The 24,163-nt window shown below is 71.4% G+C and carries 19 protein-coding genes; 14 read left to right on the forward strand and 5 right to left on the reverse strand.

Going from position 1 to position 24,163, the window contains the following annotated elements:
- Position 1: 1 nt before the first annotated feature.
- Entirely contained in the window at positions 2–637 is a 636-nt protein-coding gene (locus tag ABZ016_RS20090; RefSeq protein ID WP_356917975.1) for an MBL fold metallo-hydrolase, read from the forward strand.
- 43 nt (positions 638–680) lie between these two features.
- On the forward strand, positions 681–1,460 hold the full coding sequence (locus ABZ016_RS20095) for an exodeoxyribonuclease III (RefSeq protein WP_356917976.1): 780 nt from the start codon (positions 681–683) through the stop codon (positions 1,458–1,460).
- Positions 1,461–1,473: 13 nt separating this feature from the next.
- Here the strand turns inward: ABZ016_RS20095 and ABZ016_RS20100 are convergent, their stop codons facing one another.
- A complete protein-coding gene (locus tag ABZ016_RS20100) occupies positions 1,474–3,228 on the reverse strand; it encodes an SGNH/GDSL hydrolase family protein (protein WP_356918026.1) in 1,755 nt (584 codons plus the stop codon).
- A gap of 219 nt (positions 3,229–3,447) precedes the next feature.
- On the opposite strand from ABZ016_RS20100, the gene ABZ016_RS20105 reads away from it, so the two are divergent.
- Entirely contained in the window at positions 3,448–3,855 is a 408-nt protein-coding gene (locus ABZ016_RS20105) for a DUF6278 family protein (RefSeq protein ID WP_356917977.1), read from the forward strand.
- A 118-nt stretch (positions 3,856–3,973) separates the two neighbouring features.
- Positions 3,974–4,717 (forward strand): amino acid ABC transporter ATP-binding protein, encoded by a 744-nt coding sequence (locus ABZ016_RS20110; RefSeq protein ID WP_356917978.1) that lies wholly within the window; start codon positions 3,974–3,976, stop codon positions 4,715–4,717.
- A gap of 225 nt (positions 4,718–4,942) precedes the next feature.
- Here ABZ016_RS20110 and ABZ016_RS20115 read toward each other — a convergent pair whose 3' ends face one another.
- On the reverse strand, positions 4,943–6,511 hold the full coding sequence (locus ABZ016_RS20115) for a CocE/NonD family hydrolase (RefSeq protein ID WP_356917979.1): 1,569 nt from the start codon (positions 6,509–6,511) through the stop codon (positions 4,943–4,945).
- 116 nt (positions 6,512–6,627) lie between these two features.
- Positions 6,628–7,386, reverse strand: a complete 759-nt coding sequence (locus tag ABZ016_RS20120; RefSeq protein ID WP_356917980.1) for a hypothetical protein — start codon at positions 7,384–7,386, stop codon at positions 6,628–6,630.
- A gap of 104 nt (positions 7,387–7,490) precedes the next feature.
- On the opposite strand from ABZ016_RS20120, the gene ggt reads away from it, so the two are divergent.
- Positions 7,491–9,287, forward strand: coding sequence for a gamma-glutamyltransferase (ggt, locus tag ABZ016_RS20125; RefSeq protein WP_356917981.1), 1,797 nt, complete (start codon positions 7,491–7,493; stop codon positions 9,285–9,287).
- 76 nt (positions 9,288–9,363) lie between these two features.
- Here the strand turns inward: ggt and ABZ016_RS20130 are convergent, their stop codons facing one another.
- Both ABZ016_RS20130 and map read right to left on the reverse strand, forming a co-directional pair.
- Positions 9,364–11,898, reverse strand: a complete 2,535-nt coding sequence (locus ABZ016_RS20130; protein WP_356917982.1) for an ATP-dependent Clp protease ATP-binding subunit — start codon at positions 11,896–11,898, stop codon at positions 9,364–9,366.
- Positions 11,899–12,087: 189 nt separating this feature from the next.
- Positions 12,088–12,855 (reverse strand): type I methionyl aminopeptidase, encoded by a 768-nt coding sequence (map, locus tag ABZ016_RS20135; protein ID WP_356917983.1) that lies wholly within the window; start codon positions 12,853–12,855, stop codon positions 12,088–12,090.
- A 33-nt stretch (positions 12,856–12,888) separates the two neighbouring features.
- Here map and ABZ016_RS20140 point away from each other — a divergent pair, with 33 nt between their 5' ends.
- The 9 genes from ABZ016_RS20140 to ABZ016_RS20180 all read left to right on the forward strand — a co-directional run bounded on the left by ABZ016_RS20140 (position 12,889) and on the right by ABZ016_RS20180 (position 24,156).
- Positions 12,889–13,140 carry a helix-turn-helix transcriptional regulator gene (locus tag ABZ016_RS20140; RefSeq protein ID WP_356917984.1) on the forward strand — a complete coding sequence of 84 codons (252 nt, stop codon included), beginning with the start codon at positions 12,889–12,891 and terminating at the stop codon, positions 13,138–13,140.
- Positions 13,141–13,266: 126 nt separating this feature from the next.
- Entirely contained in the window at positions 13,267–15,063 is a 1,797-nt protein-coding gene (locus tag ABZ016_RS20145; protein ID WP_356917985.1) for a hypothetical protein, read from the forward strand.
- 171 nt (positions 15,064–15,234) lie between these two features.
- On the forward strand, positions 15,235–16,077 hold the full coding sequence (locus ABZ016_RS20150) for a nitrilase-related carbon-nitrogen hydrolase (RefSeq protein WP_356917986.1): 843 nt from the start codon (positions 15,235–15,237) through the stop codon (positions 16,075–16,077).
- Positions 16,074–17,360 (forward strand): aspartate aminotransferase family protein, encoded by a 1,287-nt coding sequence (locus tag ABZ016_RS20155; protein ID WP_356917987.1) that lies wholly within the window; start codon positions 16,074–16,076, stop codon positions 17,358–17,360. The genes ABZ016_RS20150 and ABZ016_RS20155 overlap by 4 nt, the downstream gene beginning before the upstream one ends.
- A 37-nt stretch (positions 17,361–17,397) precedes the next feature.
- On the forward strand, positions 17,398–18,960 hold the full coding sequence (locus ABZ016_RS20160; RefSeq protein WP_356917988.1) for a PucR family transcriptional regulator: 1,563 nt from the start codon (positions 17,398–17,400) through the stop codon (positions 18,958–18,960).
- Between the two features lie 155 nt (positions 18,961–19,115).
- On the forward strand, positions 19,116–19,958 hold the full coding sequence (locus ABZ016_RS20165) for a nitrilase-related carbon-nitrogen hydrolase (RefSeq protein WP_356917989.1): 843 nt from the start codon (positions 19,116–19,118) through the stop codon (positions 19,956–19,958).
- A gap of 95 nt (positions 19,959–20,053) precedes the next feature.
- Positions 20,054–21,457 (forward strand): dihydropyrimidinase, encoded by a 1,404-nt coding sequence (hydA, locus tag ABZ016_RS20170; protein WP_356917990.1) that lies wholly within the window; start codon positions 20,054–20,056, stop codon positions 21,455–21,457.
- Positions 21,458–21,468: 11 nt separating this feature from the next.
- A complete protein-coding gene (locus tag ABZ016_RS20175) occupies positions 21,469–22,491 on the forward strand; it encodes a TIGR03842 family LLM class F420-dependent oxidoreductase (protein WP_356917991.1) in 1,023 nt (340 codons plus the stop codon).
- 138 nt (positions 22,492–22,629) lie between these two features.
- On the forward strand, positions 22,630–24,156 hold the full coding sequence (locus tag ABZ016_RS20180) for an NCS1 family nucleobase:cation symporter-1 (protein WP_356917992.1): 1,527 nt from the start codon (positions 22,630–22,632) through the stop codon (positions 24,154–24,156).
- Positions 24,157–24,163: the final 7 nt, after the last annotated feature.

The following is a 24,163-nucleotide window of genomic DNA, read 5'->3' on the forward strand; positions in this document are numbered from 1 at the left end:
CATGAAGCTCACGAAGATGTCGCACGCCTGCGTCCGCCTGGAGAAGGACGGCCGGACCCTCGTCCTCGACCCGGGCGGGTTCAGCGAGCAGGACGCCGCGCTCGGCGCGGACGCGATCCTCGTCACCCACGAGCACCCCGACCACTTCGACGAGTCCCGGCTGCGCGCCGCGATGGAGCACAACCCGGCCGCCGAGATCTGGACCCTGGGGTCCGTCGCGGAGAAGATCTCTCCGGCGTTCCCCGGCCGCGTCCACACCGTCGGCCACGGCGACACCTTCACCGCCGCCGGCTTCGACATCCAGGTCCACGGCGAGCTCCACGCGGTGATCCACCCGGACATCCCGCGCATCACCAACGTCGGCTACCTCGTCGACGGCGGCAAGGTCTTCCACCCCGGCGACGCCCTCACCGTCCCGGACCATCCGGTGGAGACGCTGATGCTGCCGGTCATGGCCCCCTGGAGCAAGATCTCCGAGGTCATCGACTACGTCCGCGAGGTGAAGCCGCAGCGCGCCTACGACATTCACGACGCCCTGCTCACCGACCTGGCCCGCCCGGTCTACGACCGCCAGATCGGGCAGCTCGGCGGCGCGGAGCACCTGCGGCTCACCCCCGGGACGTCGGCCGACCTCTGAGGCCGGGACGGCGTTGTCGGACCCGCCGGGTAGGTTGTGGGGCATGCGCATCGCGACCTGGAACGTGAACTCGATCACCGCGCGCCTGCCGAGGCTCCTGGCCTGGCTGGAGAGCAGCGGCACAGACGTGCTGTGCCTCCAGGAGGCCAAGGTCGCCGAGGAGCAGTTCCCCACGGAGCAACTGCGCGAACTGGGCTACGAGTCGGCGGTCCACGCCACCGGCCGGTGGAACGGCGTGGCGGTGCTCTCCCGCGTCGGCATCGAGGATGTCGTCAAGGGCCTGCCCGGCGACCCCGGCTTCGACGGCTCGGTCGAGCCCCGTGCCATCTCGGCGACCTGCGGCCCGCTCCGCGTCTGGTCGGTCTACGTGCCGAACGGCCGTGAGGTGGACCACCCGCACTACGCGTACAAGCTCCAGTGGTTCGAGGCCCTCAAGGCCGCCGTCGCGGGTGACGCGGCGGGCAGCCGCCCCTTCGCGGTGATGGGCGACTACAACGTGGCGCCGACGGACGACGACGTCTTCGACCCGGCCGCCTACGTCGGCTCCACCCACGTCACCCCGGCCGAGCGCGCCGCCCTGGCCTCCCTGCGCGAGGCGGGCCTGTCGGACGTGGTCCCGCGGCCCCTCAAGTACGAGCACCCGTTCACGTACTGGGACTACCGCCAGCTCTGCTTCCCGAAGAACCGCGGCATGCGCATCGACCTGGTGTACGCGAACGAACCGTTCACCAAGGCGGTCGAGGACGCGTACGTGGACCGCGAGGAGCGCAAGGGCAAGGGCGCCTCGGACCACGCGCCGGTCGTCGTCGACCTGGACGTCTGAGCGGGGCCCCCGGTCACGGCACGAGCAGCGACAGGTCGACCGACTCGGCCATGGCGGCGAGGCCCGCGTCCCCCGGATGCAGATGGTCCCCGCTGTCGTACGCGGCGAGGATGCGCGACGGGTGGGCGGGGTCTCGCACGACGGCATCGAAGTCGAGCACGCCGTCGAAGACCCCGCCGCCCCGGATCCACTCGTTGACCGCCACCCGCTCGGCGTCGACGGCGGCCGTGCACCGCGCCTCGCCCTCACAGGGCAGGATCGTGGTCCCGAGCATCCTGAGACCCCGGGCGTGCCCGCGCTCCGCCAGCTCCGACAGCCCCATGATCACCTGCTCCGCCGGGGTGCCCCACCGCAGGTCGTTGACGCCCTCGAAGACGACCGCCGTACGTGCCGACGTCTGGGCGAGCACGTCCCGGTCGAACCGGTGCAGGGCGCTCACCCCGGCCCCGTCCGTGGACACCCCGTCGCCGGGATACCGGTCGGTGACCACACGGTTGCCCGAGATGCCCTGGTTCAGCACCCCGTAGGGCGGGACCACGGCCTGCCGGCGCAGCCGGCCGGCCAGCACGTCGGGCCACCGCCGGTTCGCGTCCACCGTGGACTTGTCGCCGTCGGTGATCGAGTCCCCGAGCAGCACCACGGACCCGGGACCGCCGCTCACATCGACCCCGGTGAGCAGCGGCCAGCTCGTGATCATCGACGTGTAGGCCGCCGCCGTACCGTCCGCCGCGTGGTCGCCCGGCACGCTGACGTAGGACCGCTGCTGCGCGAGCCGGTGCACGGGCGCCGCCGGCACCGAACCGGGCAGATGGAAGCTCACCAGCAGATCGCCGTCCGCCGGCACCGCGAAGCCCAGCGGGTCGCTGTGGGCCTGGGCGCCGGCCGGGATCTCCACGCCGGCCGCACCACCGAAGGCGAGCGGCACCGGCGTCCCTTGTGCCGCGGCGCCCGAGGCCCGCACGGCGACCGTCGCGCTCCCGATCCGCACCGGCTCCGCCGCGAAGGTGTTGTCGAACCGCACCCGCACCCGGGGCCCACCGGCCGACGTGTGCACGACCAGCCGCAGCGTCCGGTCCGTCCAGGGCCCCACGGCGCCGTAGCCACCGGTCGACGTCGTCCAGCTGCCCGTCCAGCCCTGCGTGGCGGCCCGTACCGTCACCGCGAAGACGTGCAGTCCGGCCGCGCGCGGCAGCCGGACCGAGGCGACGGCCCGCCCCGGCACCAGCGGCACCGTCACCACGTACAGGCGTGCCCGTTCGGCGAGTTGCCCGCCCGGTGTGTTGATGTGCGGCAGCGCCACCGCCTTCGTGGCGAGCGGCCCGGTACGCCAGTCCGGCGCGGTCAGCGGGTACCCGGAGCGGGTGCCGTTCGCGTAGGTGACCGTGCCCGCGCCGCCCACCTCCGTGCCCGTGGTGCCCGCCACCAGGAAGGCGAGGGCGTCCCCGCGCCCCGCCACGCGTACCTCCTGCCCGGCCGCGCGGACGTTGTCCGGCTCGCCGGGCTGCCGCCGCGGCCAGGTCAGCCGGGCCCCCTGGACGGTGAGGGCGCGGCCCGGCTTCCAGCCCGCCGCGGCGAGGTCCCGCGCCGACAGGGAGGCGCCGGACCCGTCGAAGTCGGCCAGGCCGGGCCGGTCGTCGTCGCTGACCGCGACGTTGTCGAACAGCCTCTCCAGCGGCACCGGCGCGGCCCGCCGCTCCTCGGCGGCCTGCGCCGGCGCCGACGGCAGTACGGACCCGCACAGGGCCACGCACAGGGCCAGGACGGACAGAACCCCCCGAACACATCGGCCCACGGCCGACTCCTCCCGCTCGACCGACAACACGACGCACGGTGCGGCTGACGTACGGTGAAGCTGGTGCACGGTGAAGCTAGGGAGACATCAGGGACTCGTCAACGAACCGTGCGCGAACTCGGCGGGAACTCGACCGCAACAGGCGGTCCGCGCGCCCTGTGGTGCGTACGCCGGTACGAATGACACGCTGGGCGTATGAACATCCCTTTCCTGGGCCACCGGCGCCAGAAGCTCGGGTTCCCCGATCCGGCGGGCATCGCGGAGCTCCTCGCCGAGTGCGAACTGCTCCGCTCCCAGGCGTCCCGGGCGGATGTCCGGCTGGACGACTCGGTGGCCTCGCTGGAGGCGCTGGACCAGCTGGTGCCGCGCTGGCGGGACGACGAGGAGATCCTGCACTGGCTCGGTAACGACGCCGGGCTCTACCTGGGCACCGTCCTCGTGCGCACCGTGCCGGGAGCCGCCTGGGAGATCCGGTCCGACGGGCAGCCCGTCGTGCGGCTCGCCTCCGGCCGGGAGTTCGACGTCGTGGACTCCGGCCACGAGTGGGCCGCGAACGGGGTGCCCGAGCTGTCCCAGCTGTACGCGGAAGTAGCGGAGGCGTGAGCAAGGTCCGCCGTAAATACGGCTAATGATCGAAAGGTGCGTGTCGCCCCCACACGTTCGATCTTGCCTGGATACGTTGCGGCAACCACCACACAGCTGAGAGTGAGTAGGGCTGAGTATGGCCGTGGATCCGCTGATCGAGCTGCGTGAAGTCAACAAGCACTTCGGGGAGCTGCATGTCCTTCAGGACATCGACCTCACCGTCGGCAGGGGAGAAGTGGTCGTCGTCATCGGCCCCTCCGGGTCGGGGAAGTCGACCCTGTGCCGGGCGATCAACCGCCTGGAGACGATCGAGTCCGGCGAGATCGTCCTGGACGGCCGGCCCCTGCCGGGGGAGGGCAAACCCCTGGCCCGGCTGCGCGCCGACGTCGGCATGGTCTTCCAGTCGTTCAACCTCTTCGCCCACAAGACCGTCCTGCAGAACGTCTCCCTGGGACAGGTCAAGGTCCGCGGACGCCGGAAGGAGGACGCCGACCGGCGCTCCCGTGAACTCCTCGACCGGGTCGGTGTCGCGAACCAGGCGGACAAGTACCCGGCGCAGCTCTCCGGCGGCCAGCAGCAGCGCGTGGCCATCGCCCGCGCTCTCGCCATGGAGCCCAAGGCGATGCTCTTCGACGAGCCGACCTCCGCCCTCGACCCGGAGATGATCAATGAGGTGCTGGAGGTCATGAAACAACTGGCCCGCGAGGGCATGACCATGATCGTCGTCACCCACGAGATGGGCTTCGCCCGCTCGGCCGCGGGCCGGGTGGTCTTCATGGCCGACGGCCGCGTCGTCGAGGACCGCACGCCCGACGAGTTCTTCACGAATCCCACCAGCGACCGCGCCAAGGACTTCCTCTCCAAGATCCTCAAGCACTGAACGGGCAGGAGCCGGACAGCTCATCGTGCCGGACCTCGACTACGATGTGTCCTTCATCCCTGTCGGAGAGGGGGACTTCGCCGAAATCCGCCGATCCCGCCGGGGACGAGCAGACCGCCCGTCCGGTCCGCGGGTCATTGCCCGCCGGGCGCGGCCCCCACGGCCCTTCCGGGCCACGGGGGCGGCGGTTCACATCGGCCAGGCCCGTCCGGCGGCAGCCGGAGATCACTGCTCGCGCAGCGGAACCGACACGTACGACGGGTCGTTCGGCGGCGAGGAGAAGGTCAGCTGCGCGCCGGACGGGTTGTGCTCGATGTAGAGCGGGTCGACCGTGTCGACGACCAGGGCGAGGCGATGCCCGGCCGGGACGTCGTAGGCCGTGGAGTACAGCTCCAGGTCGACGCCGAACGCCTTCCCGGGGGTGCGCCCGTGGAAGGTGTACGGCGCGTTGGTGACCAGCTTGCCGAGGCCGAGCGGCCCCACGTCGTAGAGGTAGGCGACGAGGGTGCCGCTCTCCTTGGTCGGGGTGACGGTCGTGTGCACCTTCGCCGTCCCGCGCACCTGTTGGGCCGCGGCGTACTTCTCCGACTGCCATACGGCGGCCCAGCGGCGGGGGAGCAGGGGGATGGAGGCCATCGGCGGCAGCTGGGCCACCTGGTCGAGGATGCTGGACAGGAAGACGATCCCGCCGTCGGCGCCCGAGTTCACGTTGGCGCGGATCGTGGTGGTGCCCGTGAGGCCGATCTTCCGGTCCGTCGCGGCGACCGACTTCCAGTCGGGGTAGCCCTCGTAGCCGCCGGAGGAGCGGGACTTGAGCTGGACGGGCTGTTCACGGTCGATGCCGTTGTCCTCGCCCCTGAGGTAGTGGTCGAACCAGCGCTCGGTGTCCTTCCACACATCGTTGGGCAACCCGAACAGGCCGGTCAGCTCGGCCGTGGCGTGGTCCCCGGGACGCATCTCCAGGCGCTTCGGGCCGGTCAGCTTCTCGTAGAAGTCGGCGTACTGGTTGGGCGGGAAGACGGTGTCGCCCCAGGCGTTGGCGAGCATGACCGCCGCGCCGTTGCTGTTGATCTGGTCGACGTAGGTCACAGCGGAACGTTTCTTCCCCCAGGCGACGAGCTCCGGCTCCTTCGCCAGGTTGGAGGCGTAGAAGTCGTCGAAGACCTGCCGGAGTTCGGCGCTCTGCCTTCCCGTGACCAGGCTCGCGCCGTCCAGCAGGGCCGATGCCTGGACGTGCTGGGTGCGCCCGGAGTAGATCGAGCCGATCAGGTCGGCCCAGCCGCTCAGTGAGGCGACGGCCTTCACCCGCTTGTCCTGGGCGGCCGTGAGCAGGCTGATGCCGGCCCCGTAGGAGACACCCGCCATGCCGATGTGCCCGGCGTCCGAGGGGGTGTGGGTGAGCGCCCAGTCGATGACTTTCGAGGCGTCGGCCACGTCGGGCGGGCCGGCGACTTCTATCTCGCCGCCCGACTGCCAGAAACCGCGCACGTTGTACGTGACCACGACGTACCCGGAGTCGGCGAGCTTCTGTGCTTGCGCCAGATACTCGACCTGGGGCAGCCCCCAGCTCGTGGGCATGACGAGCAGCGGATAGCGGCGTGTGCCGTCGGCGCCGGCCGGGGTGACGACGTTGGCCTTGAGGACGGTGCCGCCGTCGCCGGTGATGTCGACGAACCGGACCGGGTTCGCGGCCGCCTGTGCGGTGGGGGCGAGCCCGAGGGCCGTGCCGGCGACCAGGGTCGCCGAGACCGCGCCTACGGCGGTGGTGCGCAGGGCCTTGCGGTGGAGTCCCACGGGTCACTCCTCACTCGTGTCAGTGCAAAGTGACCAGACGGTAACCTCGCCTCCTTACCGCTGGTAACCCGTCGGTAAGTTACGTGCCAGTAACGATTGTTGAGAAGTGGAGGACCTCAGGAGGACCGGTGGCTGTTGCGTGGAGTCTCGGCCGCGGGCAGCGGGGTCTGTGCCGCCCGGGTCACGTCCTCCACCAGCTCGACGACGTCCGGGCCGTACGCCTGCGAGTTGATCACCTTCAGCAGCAGCACGAAGGAGCCGTTGCCGTACTTGCGGGCCAGCCGTGCGTGGTTGCGGGCGAGGTAGCGGGTGGCCGCCTGGTTGGTGATCGATGTCTGACCGCAGAAGAGGAAGACGGGGCGTATGTTCTGACTCCGGTCCGCGGTGAGCCGCGCGAGCAGCGCGTACTCCTCCCTCCCGTTCTCCACGCGGTAGCGCTCGGAACCGACCTGGAACGAGCCCCGGTCCGGGCCCGGTTCGGCGTCGACGTTCACCCGTACCCCGGGGAGCAGGGAGGACAGGTGGGCGGCCATACGGCGGTTGGACGCCGGTCCGCCGACGCAGAACTCGGTGCGCTCGCCGAAGCCCTGACGTGCCGTGTCGTGCGGGAGTATCTGGGCGTGGGCGTTGCAGTCCTTGATCAGCGCGGCGAGTTCGAGGAGTGCGAACACGTCGTAGCGCATCACCGCGAACTCGGGTCCCCCGGCACCCCGGTTCACCACCAGGAGTGATTCGGAGTTGTCGGGCAGCCCGAAGAAGGCCTGCTTCCGGCGCAGCCTGCGCTTCCACAGGTAGGTGCGGGCCACCCAGCCGATCGCGGCACTGACCCCCGCCGCGACCACGCCCAGGACGATGTTGCGCACGTCGTCATTCATGGCCGCGCATGGTAGCGGGCCCGACGCACCGGTGTTCGACGTGTGCCTGACGCGCCCCTGGCCATGAATTAAGCTGCGCGAACGGCCTTTGACTGGAGGTGCGGATGCGTCGCCCTGTCGCACGGAATCTGACGGTCCTGGCGGTTTCGGCCGCCGTGGTGGTGTCGGTGGGAGCGGCGGCGCCGCCGACCGCGCGGCACACCGGTGAGGAGAAATCTCCCTTGGCCGTCGGCTACGGCGGCGCCGTCTCCAGCGTCGACCCCGACGCCTCGGCCGCCGGCATCGAGGTCCTGCGCAAGGGCGGCAACGCCGTCGACGCGGCCGTCGCCACCGCAGCCGCGCTCGGCGTCACCGAGCCCTACTCGGCCGGCATCGGCGGAGGCGGCTACTTCGTCTACTACGACGCCAAGTCCCGCAAGGTGCGCACCATCGACGGCCGCGAGACCGCTCCGCTCAGCGCCGGCAAGGACCTGTTCACCGAGAACGGGAAGCCCATCCCGTTCGCCGACGCCGTCAGCAGCGGGTTGAGCGTCGGCACCCCCGGCACGCCCGCCACCTGGCAGACGGCCCTCGACCAGTGGGGCAGCGAACGGCTCGCCAGTGTCCTGAAGCCGGCCGAGCGGCTCGCCCGCGACGGCTTCACGGTCGACGACACCTTCCGCTCGCAGACCGCGTCCAACGAGACGCGCTTCCGCTACTTCCCGGAGACCGCCCGGCTGTTCCTGCCCGGCGGACAGCTCCCTGTCGTCGGATCCACCTTCAAGAACCCCGATCTCGCCCGCACCTACGCCGAGTTGGGGCGCAAGGGTGTCGGGGAGCTCTACCGCGGCTCGCTGGGGCGGGAGATCGTCGACACGGTCAACAAGCCCCCGGTGGACCCCGGCTCGGGCTGGAACGCCCGGCCGGGCGACCTGTCCGCGAAGGACCTCGCGGCGTACCGCACCAAGCTCCAGGCGCCGACCAGGACCTCGTACCACGGTCTCGGCGTCTACTCCATGGCGCCGTCCTCCTCCGGGGGGACGACGGTGGGCGAGGCGCTCAACATCCTGGAGCGGACCGACCTGTCGAAGGCGAGCGAGGCGAAGTACCTGCACCGCTTCATCGAGGCCAGTCGGATCGCGTTCGCGGACCGGGGGCGCTGGGTGGGCGACCCCGCGTTCGAGGACGTGCCGACGAAGGAGTTGCTGTCCCAGAGGTTCGCCGACTCGCGTGAGTGCCTCATCAAGGACGACGCGGTGCTCACCAGCCCGGTGGCGCCCGGCGATCCTCGTCATCCCGAGCGGTGCGGCTCCGGCGGTACGGCTGCTCCCACGACCTACGAGGGCGACAGCACCACGCACCTGACCGTGGCCGACAAGTGGGGGAACGTCGTCGCCTACACGCTCACCATCGAGCAGACGGGCGGCAGCGGCATCACCGTGCCGGGGCGCGGGTTCATTCTCAACAACGAGCTGACGGACTTCTCCTTCACCCCGGCGAACCCCGCCGTGCACGACCCGAACCTGCCGGGGCCGGGGAAGCGGCCCCGTTCCTCGATCTCGCCGACGATCGTGCTCGACCGGCACGACAAGCCCGTGGTGGCGCTGGGGTCGCCGGGTGGGGCGACCATCATCACGACCGTGCTGCAGACGCTCGTCGGGTTCCTGGACCGGGGGCTGCCGCTGGTCGACGCGATCGCGGCGCCCCGGGCCAGTCAGCGCAACGCCGCGCAGACGGAGCTGGAGCCGGGGCTGTACGACAACGCCGGGTTGCGGAAGCAGCTCGAGGCGATCGGGCATTCCTTCAAGGTCAACCCGGAGATCGGTGCGGCTACCGGGGTTCAGCGGCTGCCCGGTGGGAAGTGGCTGGCAGCCGCTGAGACTGTGCGGCGGGGTGGGGGATCGGCGATGGTGGTGCGTTGACCGCTTTCGTCTGCGGGTGCGTGGGGGCTGGTCGCGCACACGCGGCGGAGCCGCACATCGACACAGCCCCGCGCCCCTAAGAAGGCGATGCCGAGCTCTGCGTCTGGAACGCCAAGTGGCCGTCCTTTACGTCCACCGTCACCCGGCCGCCCTCCTCGACCCTGCCGTCCAGCAACAGCCGGGACAGTTCGTTGTCCACCTCGCGCTGGATGGTGCGGCGCAGTGGGCGCGCGCCGTACTCCGGCTGGTAGCCGTGGTCGGCCAGCCATTCCACCGCCTGGTCGGTGAAGGTCACCGTGATGCCCTTGTCCTGGACGAGGGAACGGGTGCGGTCCAGCAGCAGGTTGGTGATCCGGCGCAGCTGTTCCGTGGTGAGCTGGCGGAAGACGACGATCTCGTCGATGCGGTTGAGGAACTCGGGGCGGAAGTGCTCCCGCAGGGGGCGCAGGATCTGCTCGCGCCGGGCCTCCTCGTCCGCGTCGGCGCCGCCCGAGGCGAAGCCCAGGGCGCCGCCGCGGCGGGTGATCGCCTCGGAGCCGAGATTGCTGGTCATCACGATGACCGTGTTGGTGAAGTCGACCGTGCGGCCCTGGGAGTCGGTGAGGCGTCCGTCGTCGAGGACCTGGAGCAGGATGTTGAAGACGTCCGGGTGGGCCTTCTCGACCTCGTCCAGCAGCAGGAGTGAGTACGGGTGGCGGCGGACCACCTCGGTGAGCTGGCCGGCCTCCTCGTGGCCGACGTAGCCGGGCGGGGCGCCGATCAGACGGCTGACGGTGTGCCGCTCCTGGTACTCGCTCATGTCGAGGCGGACCATGCGGTCCTCGCTGCCGAACAGCGCCTCGGCGAGCGCCCGGGCCAGCTCCGTCTTGCCGACGCCGGTCGGGCCGAGGAAGAGGAAGCTGCCGATCGGCCGGTCGGGGCTCGCCAGACCGGCGCGGGAGCGCAGCACCGCGTCGGAGACGACCCGCACGGCCTCGTCCTGGCCGACGACCCGCTGGTGCAGATGGTCCTCCAGGCCCAGGAGCCGGTCCTTCTCCTCCTGGGTGAGGCTGCTGACCGGGATGCCGGTCTGGCGGGACACCACCTCGGCGATCGCCTCGGCCTCGACCACCAGGTCCTGGCCCTCGTCGATCTCGCCGTCGCCACCGGCCTCGGTGATCCGCCGCTTCACGTCCGCGATCCGGTCGCGCAACTGGGTGGCCTGCTCGTACTGCTCGTCCGCGACCGCCTGGTCCTTGTCCCGGGTCAGCTCTTCCAGCTCCCGCTCCATGGCCCGGATGTCCGTGCCCTTGGTGCGGGCCCGCAGCCGCACCCGGGCACCGGCCTGGTCGATCAGGTCGATGGCCTTGTCGGGCAGCCGGCGGTCGGTGAGGTAGCGGTCCGAGAGTTCCACGGCCGCCACCAGGGCCTCGTCGGTGTAGCGGACCTGGTGGTGTGCCTCGTAGCGGTCGCGGAGACCACGCAGGATCTCGATCGCGTCCGCCGCGGTCGGCTCCGGCACCATGATCGGCTGGAAGCGGCGGGCCAGTGCCGCGTCCTTCTCGATCCGGCGGTACTCCTCCAGCGTGGTGGCGCCCACGATGTGCAGCTCGCCGCGGGCGAGGGCCGGCTTGAGGATGTTGCCGGCGTCCATGGAACTGCCGTCGCCGCCGCCGGCACCGGCGCCCACGACCGTGTGCAGCTCGTCGATGAAGATGATCAGCTCTTCGGAGTGGGCGCGGATCTCACTCACGATGTTGTTCATCCGCTCCTCGAAGTCGCCCCGGTAGCGGGTGCCCGCGACCACGCCCGTCAGGTCCAGCGCGACGACACGGCGCCCGATCAGCACGTCGGGCACGTCCCCCTCGGAGATGCGCTGCGCCAGGCCCTCGACGATGGCGGTCTTGCCGACGCCCGCGTCACCGATCAGCACCGGGTTGTTCTTGCCGCGCCGGGAGAGGACCTCGACGGTCTGCTCGATCTCCTGGTCCCGGCCGATCACCGGGTCGATACGGCCCTGCCGGGCCAGTTCGGTGAGGTCGCGGCCGTACTTGTCGAGGGTCGGCGTGTTGGTCACGCGCGGCCGTTCGGCCTGGGGGGCCTCCGGTGCCTCGGGCGGGCCGGCCGGCGCGAAGCGGGCCGCGTTCAGTATGTGCCCGGCGGCCGAGTCGGGGTTGGAGGCCAGGGCGCTGAGCACGTGCTCCGGGCCGATGGAGCCGTAGCCGCGGGCCCGGGCCAGCTCGTGCGCGTCCAGCAGGGCCCGCTTGGCCGCGGGTGTGAGGGAGAGGGCGGTCGGGGGCGGCGCGTCGTCCGGGCCGTGCTGGGTGGGGCCCGACCGCTCGTCGATCTGGGAGGCCATCGAGTCCGGATTGGCCCCGGCCTTGCTGAGCAGGGTCCGGGTGGGCTCGGTGGCGAGCGCCGCCCGCAGCAGGTGCTGTGTGTCCAGGTCCCGGCTGCCGTGCTCGGCGGCGTACTGGGCGGCGCCGCGGACGAGCTCCCGGGCCGGCTGGCTGAGCAGCCGCCCGAGGTCGATCTGCCGGGGACTCGGACGCGGTCCGCCGAAGAAGCGTGCGAGGAATTCTCCGAAGGGGTCCGAGCCGTAGCCCTCCGGGCTGGTGAAGCCGCTGCTCATGGGCCTTCCGTTCCCGGCGTCCCCGGCGCCCGGGCGGGGGACGCCCTCGCTGGTCGACGTGCCGGGGTCGGGTAACCCGGGTGGCAGCCCGTTACACCTGGGGCGCACTCGTAGAACACCTTCGCACGATCGCCCGAGGAGGGCACCTTCGGGACATATGTGGCTGAACAGGGGCAGGCGGCTCGGTGTTCAGCGTGCTGTCAGGATCCTCGGCCCGGCGTCCGTGATCGCGACCGTGTGCTCCGCGTGGGCGGCGCGGGAGCCGTCGTCCGTCCGCAGGGTCCAGCCGTCGGGGGCGGCGTGGAAGCCGTCCGTGCCGCCTGCGATGACCATGGGCTCGATGGCCAGCGCCATGCCGTGCCGCAGTCGCATCCCGCGTCCCGGGCGGCCCTCGTTCGGCACGGACGGGTCCTCGTGCATACGGCGGCCGATGCCGTGGCCGCCGAAACCGTCCGGGATGCCGTAGCCCGCGGCGCGGCACACCGTGCCGATCGCGTGGGCGATGTCTCCGATGCGGTTGCCGACGACGGCCGCCTCGATGCCCGCCGCCAGGGCCCGCTCGGCGGTCTCGATCAGGCGCAGATCGGTCTCGCGCGGTGTGCCCACGACGAAGCTGAGCGCCGAGTCGCCCACCCAGCCGCCCAGTTCGGCACCGAAGTCGAGGGACACGAGGTCGCCGTCGCGCAGCCGGTAGCGGTTCGGGACGCCGTGCACGATCGCGTCGTTGACCGAGGCGCAGAGGACGGCGGGGAAGGGGGTCGGCGCGAACGAGGGCAGGTATCCCAGGAACGGGGACTTCGCGCCCGCCTCGCGCAGCACGTCGTGCGCCACCTCGTCCAGTTCCAGCAGGGAGACGCCCACGTCCGCGGCCTGTCGTGCTGCCGTCAGGGCGCGGGCGACGACCTGGCCCGCTTCGTACATGGCATCGATCGATGTGTCGGTCTTCAGCTCCACCATGCCAATTACTATACCGGTATTAGAATGGGTGGCATGGTGCGCACCCCTCTCACCCCCGAAGAGCGCGAACGCGGCGAGCGGCTCGGCAAGCTGCTGCGTGAGGCGCGTGGCGACCGGAGCATGACGGAGATCGCCGCCCGCGCGGGCGTCTCCGCGGAGACCCTCCGGAAGATCGAGACCGGACGGGCTCCGACCCCGGCCTTCTTCACGGTGGCCGCGCTGGCCGGTGTGCTAGGGCTGTCCATGGACGAACTGGCGGGACAGTGCGTACTGACCCCTGTCTGACGACGGTGTGATGGCATAGCGCTGAGGCTCCTGCGTCGCGTGTGAAAACTCCCCGTAGCACGCCCGTAACACGACTGGTGTTGCCTACTCGACGGAGCCCTTCGGTCCGGACGCGGGAGTCGAGCGATGGCAGCGGATCAACTCCCGGCCGAAGTACGGGAGTTCGCGCACTACCTGGACGGTCTGCTGGCACGCCTGGACCCGTCCGGCGGCTGGTGCGCGGTGTTCTGGCAGCGTGACCCGGAGGGGATGAGGGCCTGCCTCGACGGGCGCGAACTGCCGCCCTGGGACGTGGTGGAGGCGCTGCTGCACGACCTCGCCGGGCAGTACGGCCCCGGGGGAGCCGGCCCGGAGGCGGAACGCGCACGGACCCTGCACGCGTCCGCGCTCGCCGCGTACGACACCCGGCCGGGCGCCCGCGACGCCCTCGGGGACCGGATCGACGTCATGCTCCGCGAGCAGAGGTACGCCGCCGACCGTCAGGCCGAGCTGACCCGCCTCCTCGCCTCGGCCACCACCCGCGACCGGGCCGACAGCCTCCGCCTCGACCTGGCCTGGGCCCACGACGACCACGAACGCGCGACGGCGCGGTGCGCGGAACTCCGGGCCCGGCTGGCCGACCTGGACCGCCGCGAGCGCGAGGCCGCGGCCGTGCGGCGCGGTCCCGTTGGGCACGGTGCGCCCGGTTCCGCGGCGCGTGACGGGGGCGGACCGGGTGACGCCTCGCGTGCGCCGAGTGCCGGCGCGCCGGTCGCCCCGGGCCCCCGCGGTGCCGGGGGCGGGGCGGACGGGGCGGTGGCGGATGGACGCGACGTCCTAGGCGGGCACGGAGCGCGGCACCGCCCGTCAGACGGCCGCTTCGCGGCGGCGGAGGAGGCCGCCCGGCCAGGGCCCCGCGGCCCGTCGGCCGCCGGAACACCCGCCCCGTCATGGCACCGCACCGAGCAGTTGCCGGACGAGACGGGCTACTCCGGTCCGGACGGCGCGCGGCGTGCGAGCGGGGCCCCGGGGCGGGAGGGTCGTCCGCACGAGCAGGCGACCGGTTGGAGCGCCCCTGGGGAAGCCGCCGCGTCGGCGGACGCCAGGCCCCAGCCGCCCGCGGCCTCGCTGTCCGCCACCCCCGAGTCTCCGGCCTCCCGGTCGTTCGCCACCCCCGAACCTCCGGACCCCCGGCCGCCCACCCCCAAGCAACGCAAACGCCGTCGCGGCAGCGCGCGCTTCGCCGGGATGGCTGACGAGGAGGCCGGTCCCGTCGTCGTACCGCCCGCTGCCGTGCCCACCCTTCCCGAACCCGCCCCCGTCACCGGCCGCAGCCCGCGCGGCGCGCGGTTCGCCTGGGCCGCTGAAGGCGGGGGAGCGGAGCACCCGGAGCCGCGGGCCGAAACCATCGGTGTGGGAGACCGCGGGGAGGTCGCGCGGACCGTCGCGGCACTCGCGCGGTTGCGGGGCGAGGGGCGCAGCGGAGAGGCGCACGCGCTGCTGGTCGAGGCCGCGGACTGCTCCCCGGCCACGTTCCCGCTGCTCGCGGACGAACTGGAGCGGGCCGGGCTGGGCGCCGACTGGCAGACGCTGTTGTGGGAGGCCGCCTCGCTGCCCGCCGGACGGCTGGTCGCCGCGGCGGACGCGTTGCGCGCGGCCGGGCGCGCGGGCGACGGGCAGCAGATCCTGCGGCAGGGCGTCGCCCGGCCCCCGGGCGAGGTCGGGCGGGCCGTGCTCGGGCTCGTCGCCGAGGGACGCCGCCGCGAGGTGAGTGCGCTGCTCGACGCCTACGTCAGGGCCCGCACCCCGGAGGAGGCGGCCCGCAGCGCGGAACCCGACCCACGGCGCCTGGTACCGCTCCTGCTGGAGGCCGCCCAGGGCGTGTCGGAGGAGCGCCGGTGGGATCTCGTGCACGCCCTCCGGGTCGCCGGATTCCCCGCCTGACCGACAATCGCGGCGGCCCGGGCGACTCACCCACAGGAGTGCGAATGGCGGTCGGCCCAGCGGGTTGGGGACGATGGTCTTGGCAAGCCCTCGCCGGAGGCTTACGTTCGTGGCTCTACGGCCCGTTTCTACGGGCGTAGAGGCGCTGACGTCGCGTCGAAGGAGCAGCTCATGGCCAACGTCGTACGTGCCGCTCTGGTCCAGGCCACCTGGACCGGCGACACCGAGTCCATGGTGGCGAAACACGAGGAGCACGCCCGCGAGGCGGCCCGCCGGGGCGCGAGGATCATCGGGTTCCAGGAAGTCTTCAACAGCCCCTACTTCTGCCAGGTCCAGGAGCCCGAGCACTACCGCTGGGCCGAGCCCGTACCCGACGGACCCACCGTGCGCCGGATGCGGGCCCTCGCCCGCGAGACCGGCATGGTGATCGTCGTCCCGGTCTTCGAGATCGAGCAGTCCGGCTTCTACTACAACACCGCGGCCGTGATCGACTCCGACGGCAGCTACCTCGGCAAGTACCGCAAGCACCACATCCCGCAGGTCAAGGGCTTCTGGGAGAAGTACTACTTCAAGCCCGGCAACCTCGGCTGGCCCGTCTTCGAGACATCCGTCGGCCGGGTCGGCGTCTACATCTGCTACGACCGCCACTTCCCGGAGGGCTGGCGGCAGCTCGGCCTGGCCGGGGCCCAGCTGGTCTACAACCCCTCCGCCACCCACCGCGGCCTCTCCTCCCACCTCTGGCAGCTGGAGCAGCCCGCCGCGGCCGTCGCCAACGAGTACTTCGTCGCCGCGATCAACCGCGTCGGCCAGGAGGAGTACGGCGACAACGACTTCTACGGCACGAGCTACTTCGTCGACCCGCGCGGGCAGTTCGTGGGGGACGTCGCCAGCGACAGCAAGGAGGAGCTCGTGGTCCGGGACCTCGACCTCGACCTCATCGAAGAAGTGCGGCAGCAGTGGGCCTTCTACCGCGACCGCCGCCCCGACGCCTACGAAGGGCTGGTGCAGCCGTGACCGACGACCTGCTGGGCCGCCACCGGGCCGTGCTCCCCGACTGGCTCGCCCTCTACTACGAGGACCCCATCGAGATCACCCACGGCGAGGGCCGCCACGTCTGGGACGCCCGGGGCAACCGGTACCTCGACTTCTTCGGCGGCATCCTCACCACCATGACCGCGCACGCGCTGCCCGAGGTGACGAAGGCGGTGAGCGAGCAGGCCGGGCGGATCATCCACTCCTCGACCCTGTACCTCAACCGCCCGATGGTCGAACTCGCCGAGCGCATCGCCCAGCTGAGCGGCATCCCGGACGCCCGGGTCTTCTTCACCACCTCCGGCACCGAGGCCAACGACACGGCCCTGCTGCTCGCCACGGCGTACCGGCGCAGCAACACGATCCTGGCCATGCGCAACAGCTACCACGGCCGTTCCTTCACCTCCGTCGGCATCACGGGCAACCGCGGCTGGTCCCCGACCTCGCTGTCACCCCTGCAGACGCTGTACGTCCACGGCGGCGTACGCACCCGAGGCCCGTACGCCTCCCTCGGTGACGCCGAATTCATCGCGGCCTGCGTCGACGACCTCGTCGACCTGCTCGGGCACACCCGCCCCCCGGCCGCGCTGATCGCCGAGCCCATCCAGGGCGTCGGCGGCTTCACCTCACCGCCGGACGGGCTGTACGCCGCGTTCCGTGAGGTGCTGCACGAGCGCGGCATCCTATGGATCGCCGACGAGGTGCAGACCGGCTGGGGCCGCACCGGCGAACACTTCTGGGGCTGGCAGGCCCACGGGCAGAACGGGCCGCCGGACATCCTGACCTTCGCCAAGGGCATCGGCAACGGCATGTCCATCGGCGGTGTCGTCGCCCGCTCCGAGATCATGAACTGTCTGGACTCCAACAGCATCTCCACGTTCGGCGGCACCCAGATCACCATGGCGGCGGGGCTCGCCAACCTCAACTACCTGCTGGAACACGATCTGCAGGGCAACTCACGGCGCGTCGGCGGCCTGCTCATCGAGCGGCTGCGGGCCGCCGCCGCGCAGGTGCCGGCCGTACGGGAGGTACGCGGACGCGGCCTGATGATCGGCATCGAGATCACCGAACCGGGGACCGACACCGCCGACCCGAAGGCCGCCGCGGCCGTCCTGGAGGCGGCCCGCGAGGGCGGCCTGCTGATCGGCAAGGGCGGCGGCCACAACACCAGTTCGCTGCGCGTGGCCCCGCCGCTGTCCCTCAACGTCGCGGAGGCCGAGGAAGGCGCCGCGATCCTCGAGAACGCTCTGAGGAGCATCCAGTAGCAGTGGACTGAACGACCGAAACAAGGGATACGGCGCCATGACCATCACCTTGGATTCCCTGGAACCCGCGCTGTCGGTCCGTCAGGTCCTCACCCTGGAGCGGGTGCTCGCCGGGGAGCCCGAGGTGGTGGCCGGTGCGAGCCAGCTCGACCGGCCGGTCCGCTGGGTGCACGTCGCCGAGGCCGCCGACGTCGGCGTGATGCTCACCGGCGGCGAGATGGTCCTCACCACCGGCGTACTCCTCGCCGGCGACGAGGACAAGCAGGCCGAGTACGTCCGCTCGCTGCACCGCGCGGAGGCCGCCGCCGTCGTCCTCGGACTCGGCCGCGCCTTCCCCGCCCCGCCGGACGTGATGCGCCGGGCCGCCGAGCGGTGCGGACTGCCGATGGTCGTCCTGCACCGGCCCTTCCCCTTCGCAGAGCTCACCGAGGAGGTCCAGTCACGGCTCGTGCGGCGCAAGTTCGCCGCCGTCAGCCTCTCCGAGGCCGTCCGCACCGAACTCACCGCCCTCATCACCGCCGGCGCCCCGCTGCAACGCCTGCTCGACGAGGTCGCCCGGCACGGAGCCTGCCCGGTCGTCGTCACCAACCTCGCCCACCGCGTCCTCGGCACCGCGGGGGAGCGGCCCGCCGTGGACGACGTGCTGCGCGACTGGGAGCGCATCGCCCGCCAGGCCGGAGGCACCGAGGGCGACGGCTGGATCCGGGCGGAACTGGGCGGGCGCGGGGAGCGGTGGGGCCGGATCGTGCTCTGCGGCTACCGCGGTGACACCGCCACCGGACGGCTGCTCGCCGACCGGGCCGCCGAGGCCCTCGTCCTGCACCGCATGCTCGCCGGCGCCGCCTGCTCGTGGGAGGAGCAGTCCGCGCAGAGTCTGCTCACCGACCTGGTCAGCGGCGTCGTACCGGCGCGGCAACTGCTGCCCCGGGCGCGGGCGGCCGGGCTGCCGGTGAACCGGCGGACGTTCGTGCCGCTGGTCGTCGGCGACGGCGACACCGGCCGGCTGGAACGGCTGCTGCGGCTGCTGGGCCTGCCCGGACTGGTCGCCGAACTGGCCGACGGCGCCACCGCCGTGCTGCTCAGCCTCGCCCGCGACCAGGACGCGGGCGCTCTCGCCACGCACTTCGCGACCCGGCTGCGCACCGAGTCCGGCACCGCCCGCACGGTCGTCGCCGCGGCCGATCCCCGGGCCGACTGGGACGACGTGCCCACCGGACTGCGCGAGGCCCAGCACGTCGCGGACGCCGTCGCCGACTCCGCCGCGGCCCTCGAACTGCCGCCGGTCGTCCGCCTCAAGGACGTCCACCTGCGGGGCCTGATCCGGCTGCTGCGGGACGACCCGCATGTGCAGTCCTTCGCGGAGCGGGAGCTGGACGGGCTGCTGCGCGAGACCGACGAGGGCCTGCTGTCCGTCCTGCGCACCTACCTCGCCACCGGCCGCAACAAGTCCCGCACGGCCCTGCTCCACCACGTCTCCCGGCCCGCCCTCTACCGCCGTCTGGAGTCCATACAGGTCCGTCTCGGCGTGGACCTCGACGACTTCGAGCAGGCCGCCTCGGTGCACATCGCGCTCCTCGCGCACGACGCGCAACAGCAGTGAAACACCCGACCACCTGGGGAAACGGCGGTGACACATGGGTCCACGGCAGAGTGACACGGTGACACGCCGCACGCCCTGGGACGTGACACGGTGCAACTCAACGACGCCCTTCGCCCTCCCTAGGCTCACGGCACACCGAGCGACCGGAGGTCCCGATGAGCCGAGTGATCCGTGCCGCCGTCTTCCAGACCGCCTGGACCGGCGACAAGGAGTCGATGATCCAGGTCCACGAGCAGGCGGCCCGCGACGCCGCCGCGCAGGGCGCCCAAGTCCTCTGCTTCCAGGAGCTGTTCTACGGACCGTACTTCTGCCAGGTCCAGGACCCTGCCTTCTACGAGTACGCCGAGCAGATCCCGGAGGGCCCGATCGTCCGCCGCTTCCAGGCACTGGCGAAGGAACTGGGCATCGTCCTGGTGCTGCCGATGTACGAGGAGGAGCAGCCCGGGGTCCTCTACAACACCGCCGCCGTGATCGACGCGGACGGCTCCTACCTCGGCAAGTACCGCAAGACGCACATCCCGCAGGTCAGGGGATTCTGGGAGAAGTTCTACTTCCGCCCGGGCAACTCCGGCTGGCCCGTCTTCGACACGGCGGTCGGCAGGGTCGGCGTCTACATCTGCTACGACCGCCACTTCCCCGAGGGCTGGCGGGCCCTCGGCCTCGCGGGCGCGGAGATCGTCTTCAACCCCTCGGCCACCTCCCGCGGCCTCTCCGGCTACCTCTGGCAGCTGGAACAGCCGGCCGCGGCCGTGGCCAACGAGTACTTCGTCGGCGCGATCAACCGGGTCGGTGTCGAGGAGTACGGCGACAACGACTTCTACGGGACCTCGTACTTCGTCGACCCGGAGGCCCAGTTCGTCGGCGAGGTGGCGAGCGACAAGGAACCGGAACTGGTCGTCCGCGACCTGGACATGGCCAAACTCCGAGAGGTCCGCGACCGCTGGCAGTTCTACCGGGACCGGGCCCCCGGAACGTACGGCCCGCTGACGGCCCTTTAGGGGCGCGGGGCTGTATCCGACATGCAGCTACCGCCGCGCGGGCGCGAGCAACCACCGACAACCGGCACGCATCCACCGCGAGGAGCGACCACGACATGAGCAGCCGTACAGTCATCCGCGGCGGCCTCGTCATCACCGCATCCGACGAGATCCACGCCGACGTCCTGATCGAGGACGGCCGAATCGCCGCCCTCGCGACCTCCAACACCCCCGCAGCAGAATCCTTCACCGCCGACCGGGTCATCGACGCCCAAGGAAAGTACGTCATCCCCGGCGGCGTCGACGCCCACACCCACATGGAGCTCCCCTTCGGCGGCACCTTCGCCTCCGACACCTTCGAGACCGGCACCCGCGCCGCCGCCTGGGGCGGCACGACGACGATCGTCGACTTCGCCGTGCAGAGCGTCGGCCACACCCTGCGCGAGGGCCTCGACACCTGGCACGCCAAGGCCGAGGGCAACTGCGCGATCGACTACGGCTTCCACATGATCGTCTCCGACGTGAACCAGGAGACGCTCAAGGAGATGGACCTGCTGATCGAGGAGGGCGTGTCCTCCTTCAAGCAGTTCATGGCCTACCCGGGGGTGTTCTACTCCGACGACGGTCAGATCCTGCGCGCCATGCAGCGCTCCGCCGAGAACGGCGGCCTGATCATGATGCACGCCGAGAACGGCATCGCCATCGACGTCCTGGTGGAGCAGGCGCTGGCCCGCGGCGAGACCGACCCGCGCTACCACGGCGAGGTCCGCAAGGCCCTGCTGGAGGCCGAGGCCACCCACCGCGCCGTCAAGCTCGCCCAGGTCGCGGGCGCCCCTCTGTACGTCGTGCACGTCTCGGCGACGGAGGCGGTCGCCGAGCTGGCCCGGGCCCGTGACGAGGGGCTCAACGTCTTCGGCGAGACCTGCCCGCAGTACCTGTTCCTGTCCACCGACAACCTCGCCGAGCCGGACTTCGAGGGCGCCAAGTACGTGTGCAGCACACCGCTGCGGCCCCGCGAACACCAGGCCGCCCTGTGGCGGGGGCTCAGGACGAACGACCTCCAGGTCGTCTCCACCGACCACTGCCCCTTCTGCTTCGTCGGCCAGAAGGAACTCGGCCGCGGCGACTTCTCCAAGATCCCCAACGGCCTCCCGGGCGTCGAGAACCGTATGGACCTCCTCCACCAGGCGGTCCTCGACGGGCACATCTCGCGCCGCCGCTGGATCGAGATCGCCTGCGCCACCCCGGCCCGGATGTTCGGCCTGTACCCGAAGAAGGGCACCATCGCGCCGGGCGCCGACGCCGACGTCGTCATCTACGACCCGCACGCCGAGCAGGTCATGTCGGCCGAGACGCACCACATGAACGTCGACTACTCGGCGTACGAGGGCAGGCGCGTCACCGGCCGGGTCGAGACGGTCCTCTCGCGCGGCGTGCCCGTCATCACCGAGCGGGAGTACACCGGTCACGCCGGACACGGCGTCTTCACCCCGCGATCCACCTGTCAGTACCTCAACTAGGAGTGGCGCAGATGGACTTCGGACTCGTCCTGCAGGCCGACCCGCCGGCCTCGCGGGTGATCAGCCTGATGAAGCGCGCGGAGCGCAACGGTTTCTCGTACGGCTGGACCTTCGACTCCGCCGTGCTGTGGCAGGAGCCGTTCGTGATCTACAGCCAGATCCTGGCCAACACCTCGAAGCTGAAGGTCGGGCCGATGGTGACCAACCCGGGCACCCGCACCTGGGAGGTCACCGCCTCCACCTTCGCCACCCTCAACGACATGTTCGGCAACCGCACGGTCTGCGGCATCGGGCGCGGCGACTCCGCGATGCGCGTGGCCGGCCGCAAGCCGAACACGCTGGCCCGGATCAGCGAGGCCATGAAGGTCATCCGGGACCTCGGCAGCGGCCGCGAGGCCGACCTCGGCGGCGGCACCGTCGTCCGGTTCCCCTGGATCAAGCCGGACGCCGAACTGCCCGTGTGGATGGCCGCGTACGGTCCCAAGGCCTTGAAGATGACCGGCGAGGAGGCCGACGGATTCATCCTCCAGCTGTCCGACCTGTACCTGACCGAGTACATGGTCAAGGCGGTGAAGGACGCGGCCGTCGCCGCCGGGCGCGACCCTGCGGAGGTGACCATCTGCGTGGCCGCCCCGGCCTACGTCACCGAGGACGACTCGCCGGCGGCGCTCGCCCACGCGCGCGAGCAGTGCCGGTGGTTCGGCGGGATGGTCGGCAACCACGTCGCCGACCTGGTGGCCAAGTACGGGGAGCACTCCGCCGCCGTCCCCGACGAACTCACCGACTACATCAAGGCGCGCGAGGGGTACGACTACTCCCACCACGGGCGCAGCGGGAACCCCGACGCCCAGTTCGTGCCCGACGAGATCGTCGACCGGTTCTGCCTGATCGGCCCGGTCGAGCGGCACATCGAGAAGCTGAACGCGCTGCGCGCGCTCGGCGTGGACCAGTTCGCCGTCTACGACATGCACGACGCGCAGGAGGCCGTGATCGACGCGTACGGATCGCGGGTGATCCCGGCCGTCAACGGCTGACCCCTCCCTCGCAGGACTCCTCTCGAACTCCCCCTTCCCGGCGGCCCGGGAGGGGGCCCAGGACGCTCCCGAGCGCACCCCCCATCGGCGTCACCCGCATGGCCTTTCCCGTCCCGCCTCCCCTGATTGGCCTGGCCCATGACCGACACCGCTCCCACGGCCACACCGCCGACCTCACAAGTCACCCTCGCCGACGGCCGGGTGGAGATCGCCCCGGGCGCCCCCGCACCGACCGGCCGCTACGCCAACGCGGACCTGCTGCCGGTCCCCGTCGAGGGGCGTACCTGGACCACGTACAACTTCTCCGCGCTGTGGGTCGGCATGGCCCACAACACGGCCTCCTGGACCCTGGCCTCCGGTCTGATCGCCGTCGGCATGGACTGGAAGCAGGCGGTGTTCACCATCGCCCTGGCCAACGTCGTCGTGCTGATACCGATGCTGCTCACCGGGCACGCCGGACCGAAGTACGGCATACCCTTCCCCGTCTTCGCCCGGGCCTCCTTCGGTGTCCGCGGGGCCAACCTGCCCGCCGTCGTACGGGCGCTGGTGGCGTGCGGCTGGTTCGGCATCCAGACCTGGATCGGCGGCGAGGCCATCTACTTCCTGGCCGGCAAGCTGATCGGCACCGGCTGGACGGACGCCGCGAAGGTCGGCGGGTACGCCTGGACCATGTGGCTGTCGTTCGCGATCTTCTGGGCCCTCCAGGTCGTCATCATCTACCGGGGCATGGAGACGATCCGCCGCTTCGAGAACTGGGCGGCGCCCTTCGTGCTGGTCGGGGCGTTCGTGATGCTGTGGTGGATGAGCGGCAAGGCGGGCGGGTTCGGGCCGTTGCTCGACCAGCCGTCCAAGCTCGGCTGGGGCGCCGACTTCTGGAAGCTGTTCGCACCCGCCCTCATGGGCATGATCGGCTTCTGGTCCACGCTGTCGCTGAACATCCCGGACTTCACGCGCTACGGAAAGAGCCAGAAGGCGCAGACCTGGGGCCAGGCGCTCGGCCTGCCGACGACGATGACGCTCTTCGCGTTCCTGTCGGTGATGGTCACCTCGGGATCCCAGGCCGTCTACGGCGAAGCCATCTGGGACCCGGTGCAACTCGCCGCCAAGGCCGACAACACGGTGGGCCTGCTCTTCGCCCTCGTCACGGTCCTGGTGGCGACGCTGTCCGTCAACGTCGCGGCCAACCTGGTCTCGCCGGCGTTCGACTTCTCCAACATCGCCCCGCGGAAGATCAGTTTCCGGGCGGGCGCCCTCGCCACCTGCGTGCTCGGCGTGCTCATCTTCCCCTGGAAGCTGTACTCCGACCCGCAGGGCTACATCTTCACCTGGCTCGGCCTGGTCGGCGGCCTGCTCGGCACCGTCGCGGGCATCCTCATCGCCGACTACTGGATCCTGCGCCGGTCCCGGCTGGACCTGGCCGACCTGTACCGCACGGGCGGACGCTACTGGTACGCGGGCGGCTGGAACTGGCGGGCCGTCGTCGCCTTCGTAGCCGGCGGCGTCCTGGCCGTCGGCGGCGCGAGCTTCGCCCCGCTGATCGACGGCCGTCCCGTCCCGGCACTGGCCGGTCTGGCCGACTACGGCTGGGCGGTGGGCCTGGGTACGTCGATGCTGCTGTACCTGGTGCTGATGGCGGCGACGGGCCGGAACCGGACCACCGTCTGACGGAACA

The sequence above is a fragment of the Streptomyces sp. NPDC006372 genome, assembly GCF_040612515.1.
Lineage (GTDB): Bacteria > Actinomycetota > Actinomycetes > Streptomycetales > Streptomycetaceae > Streptomyces.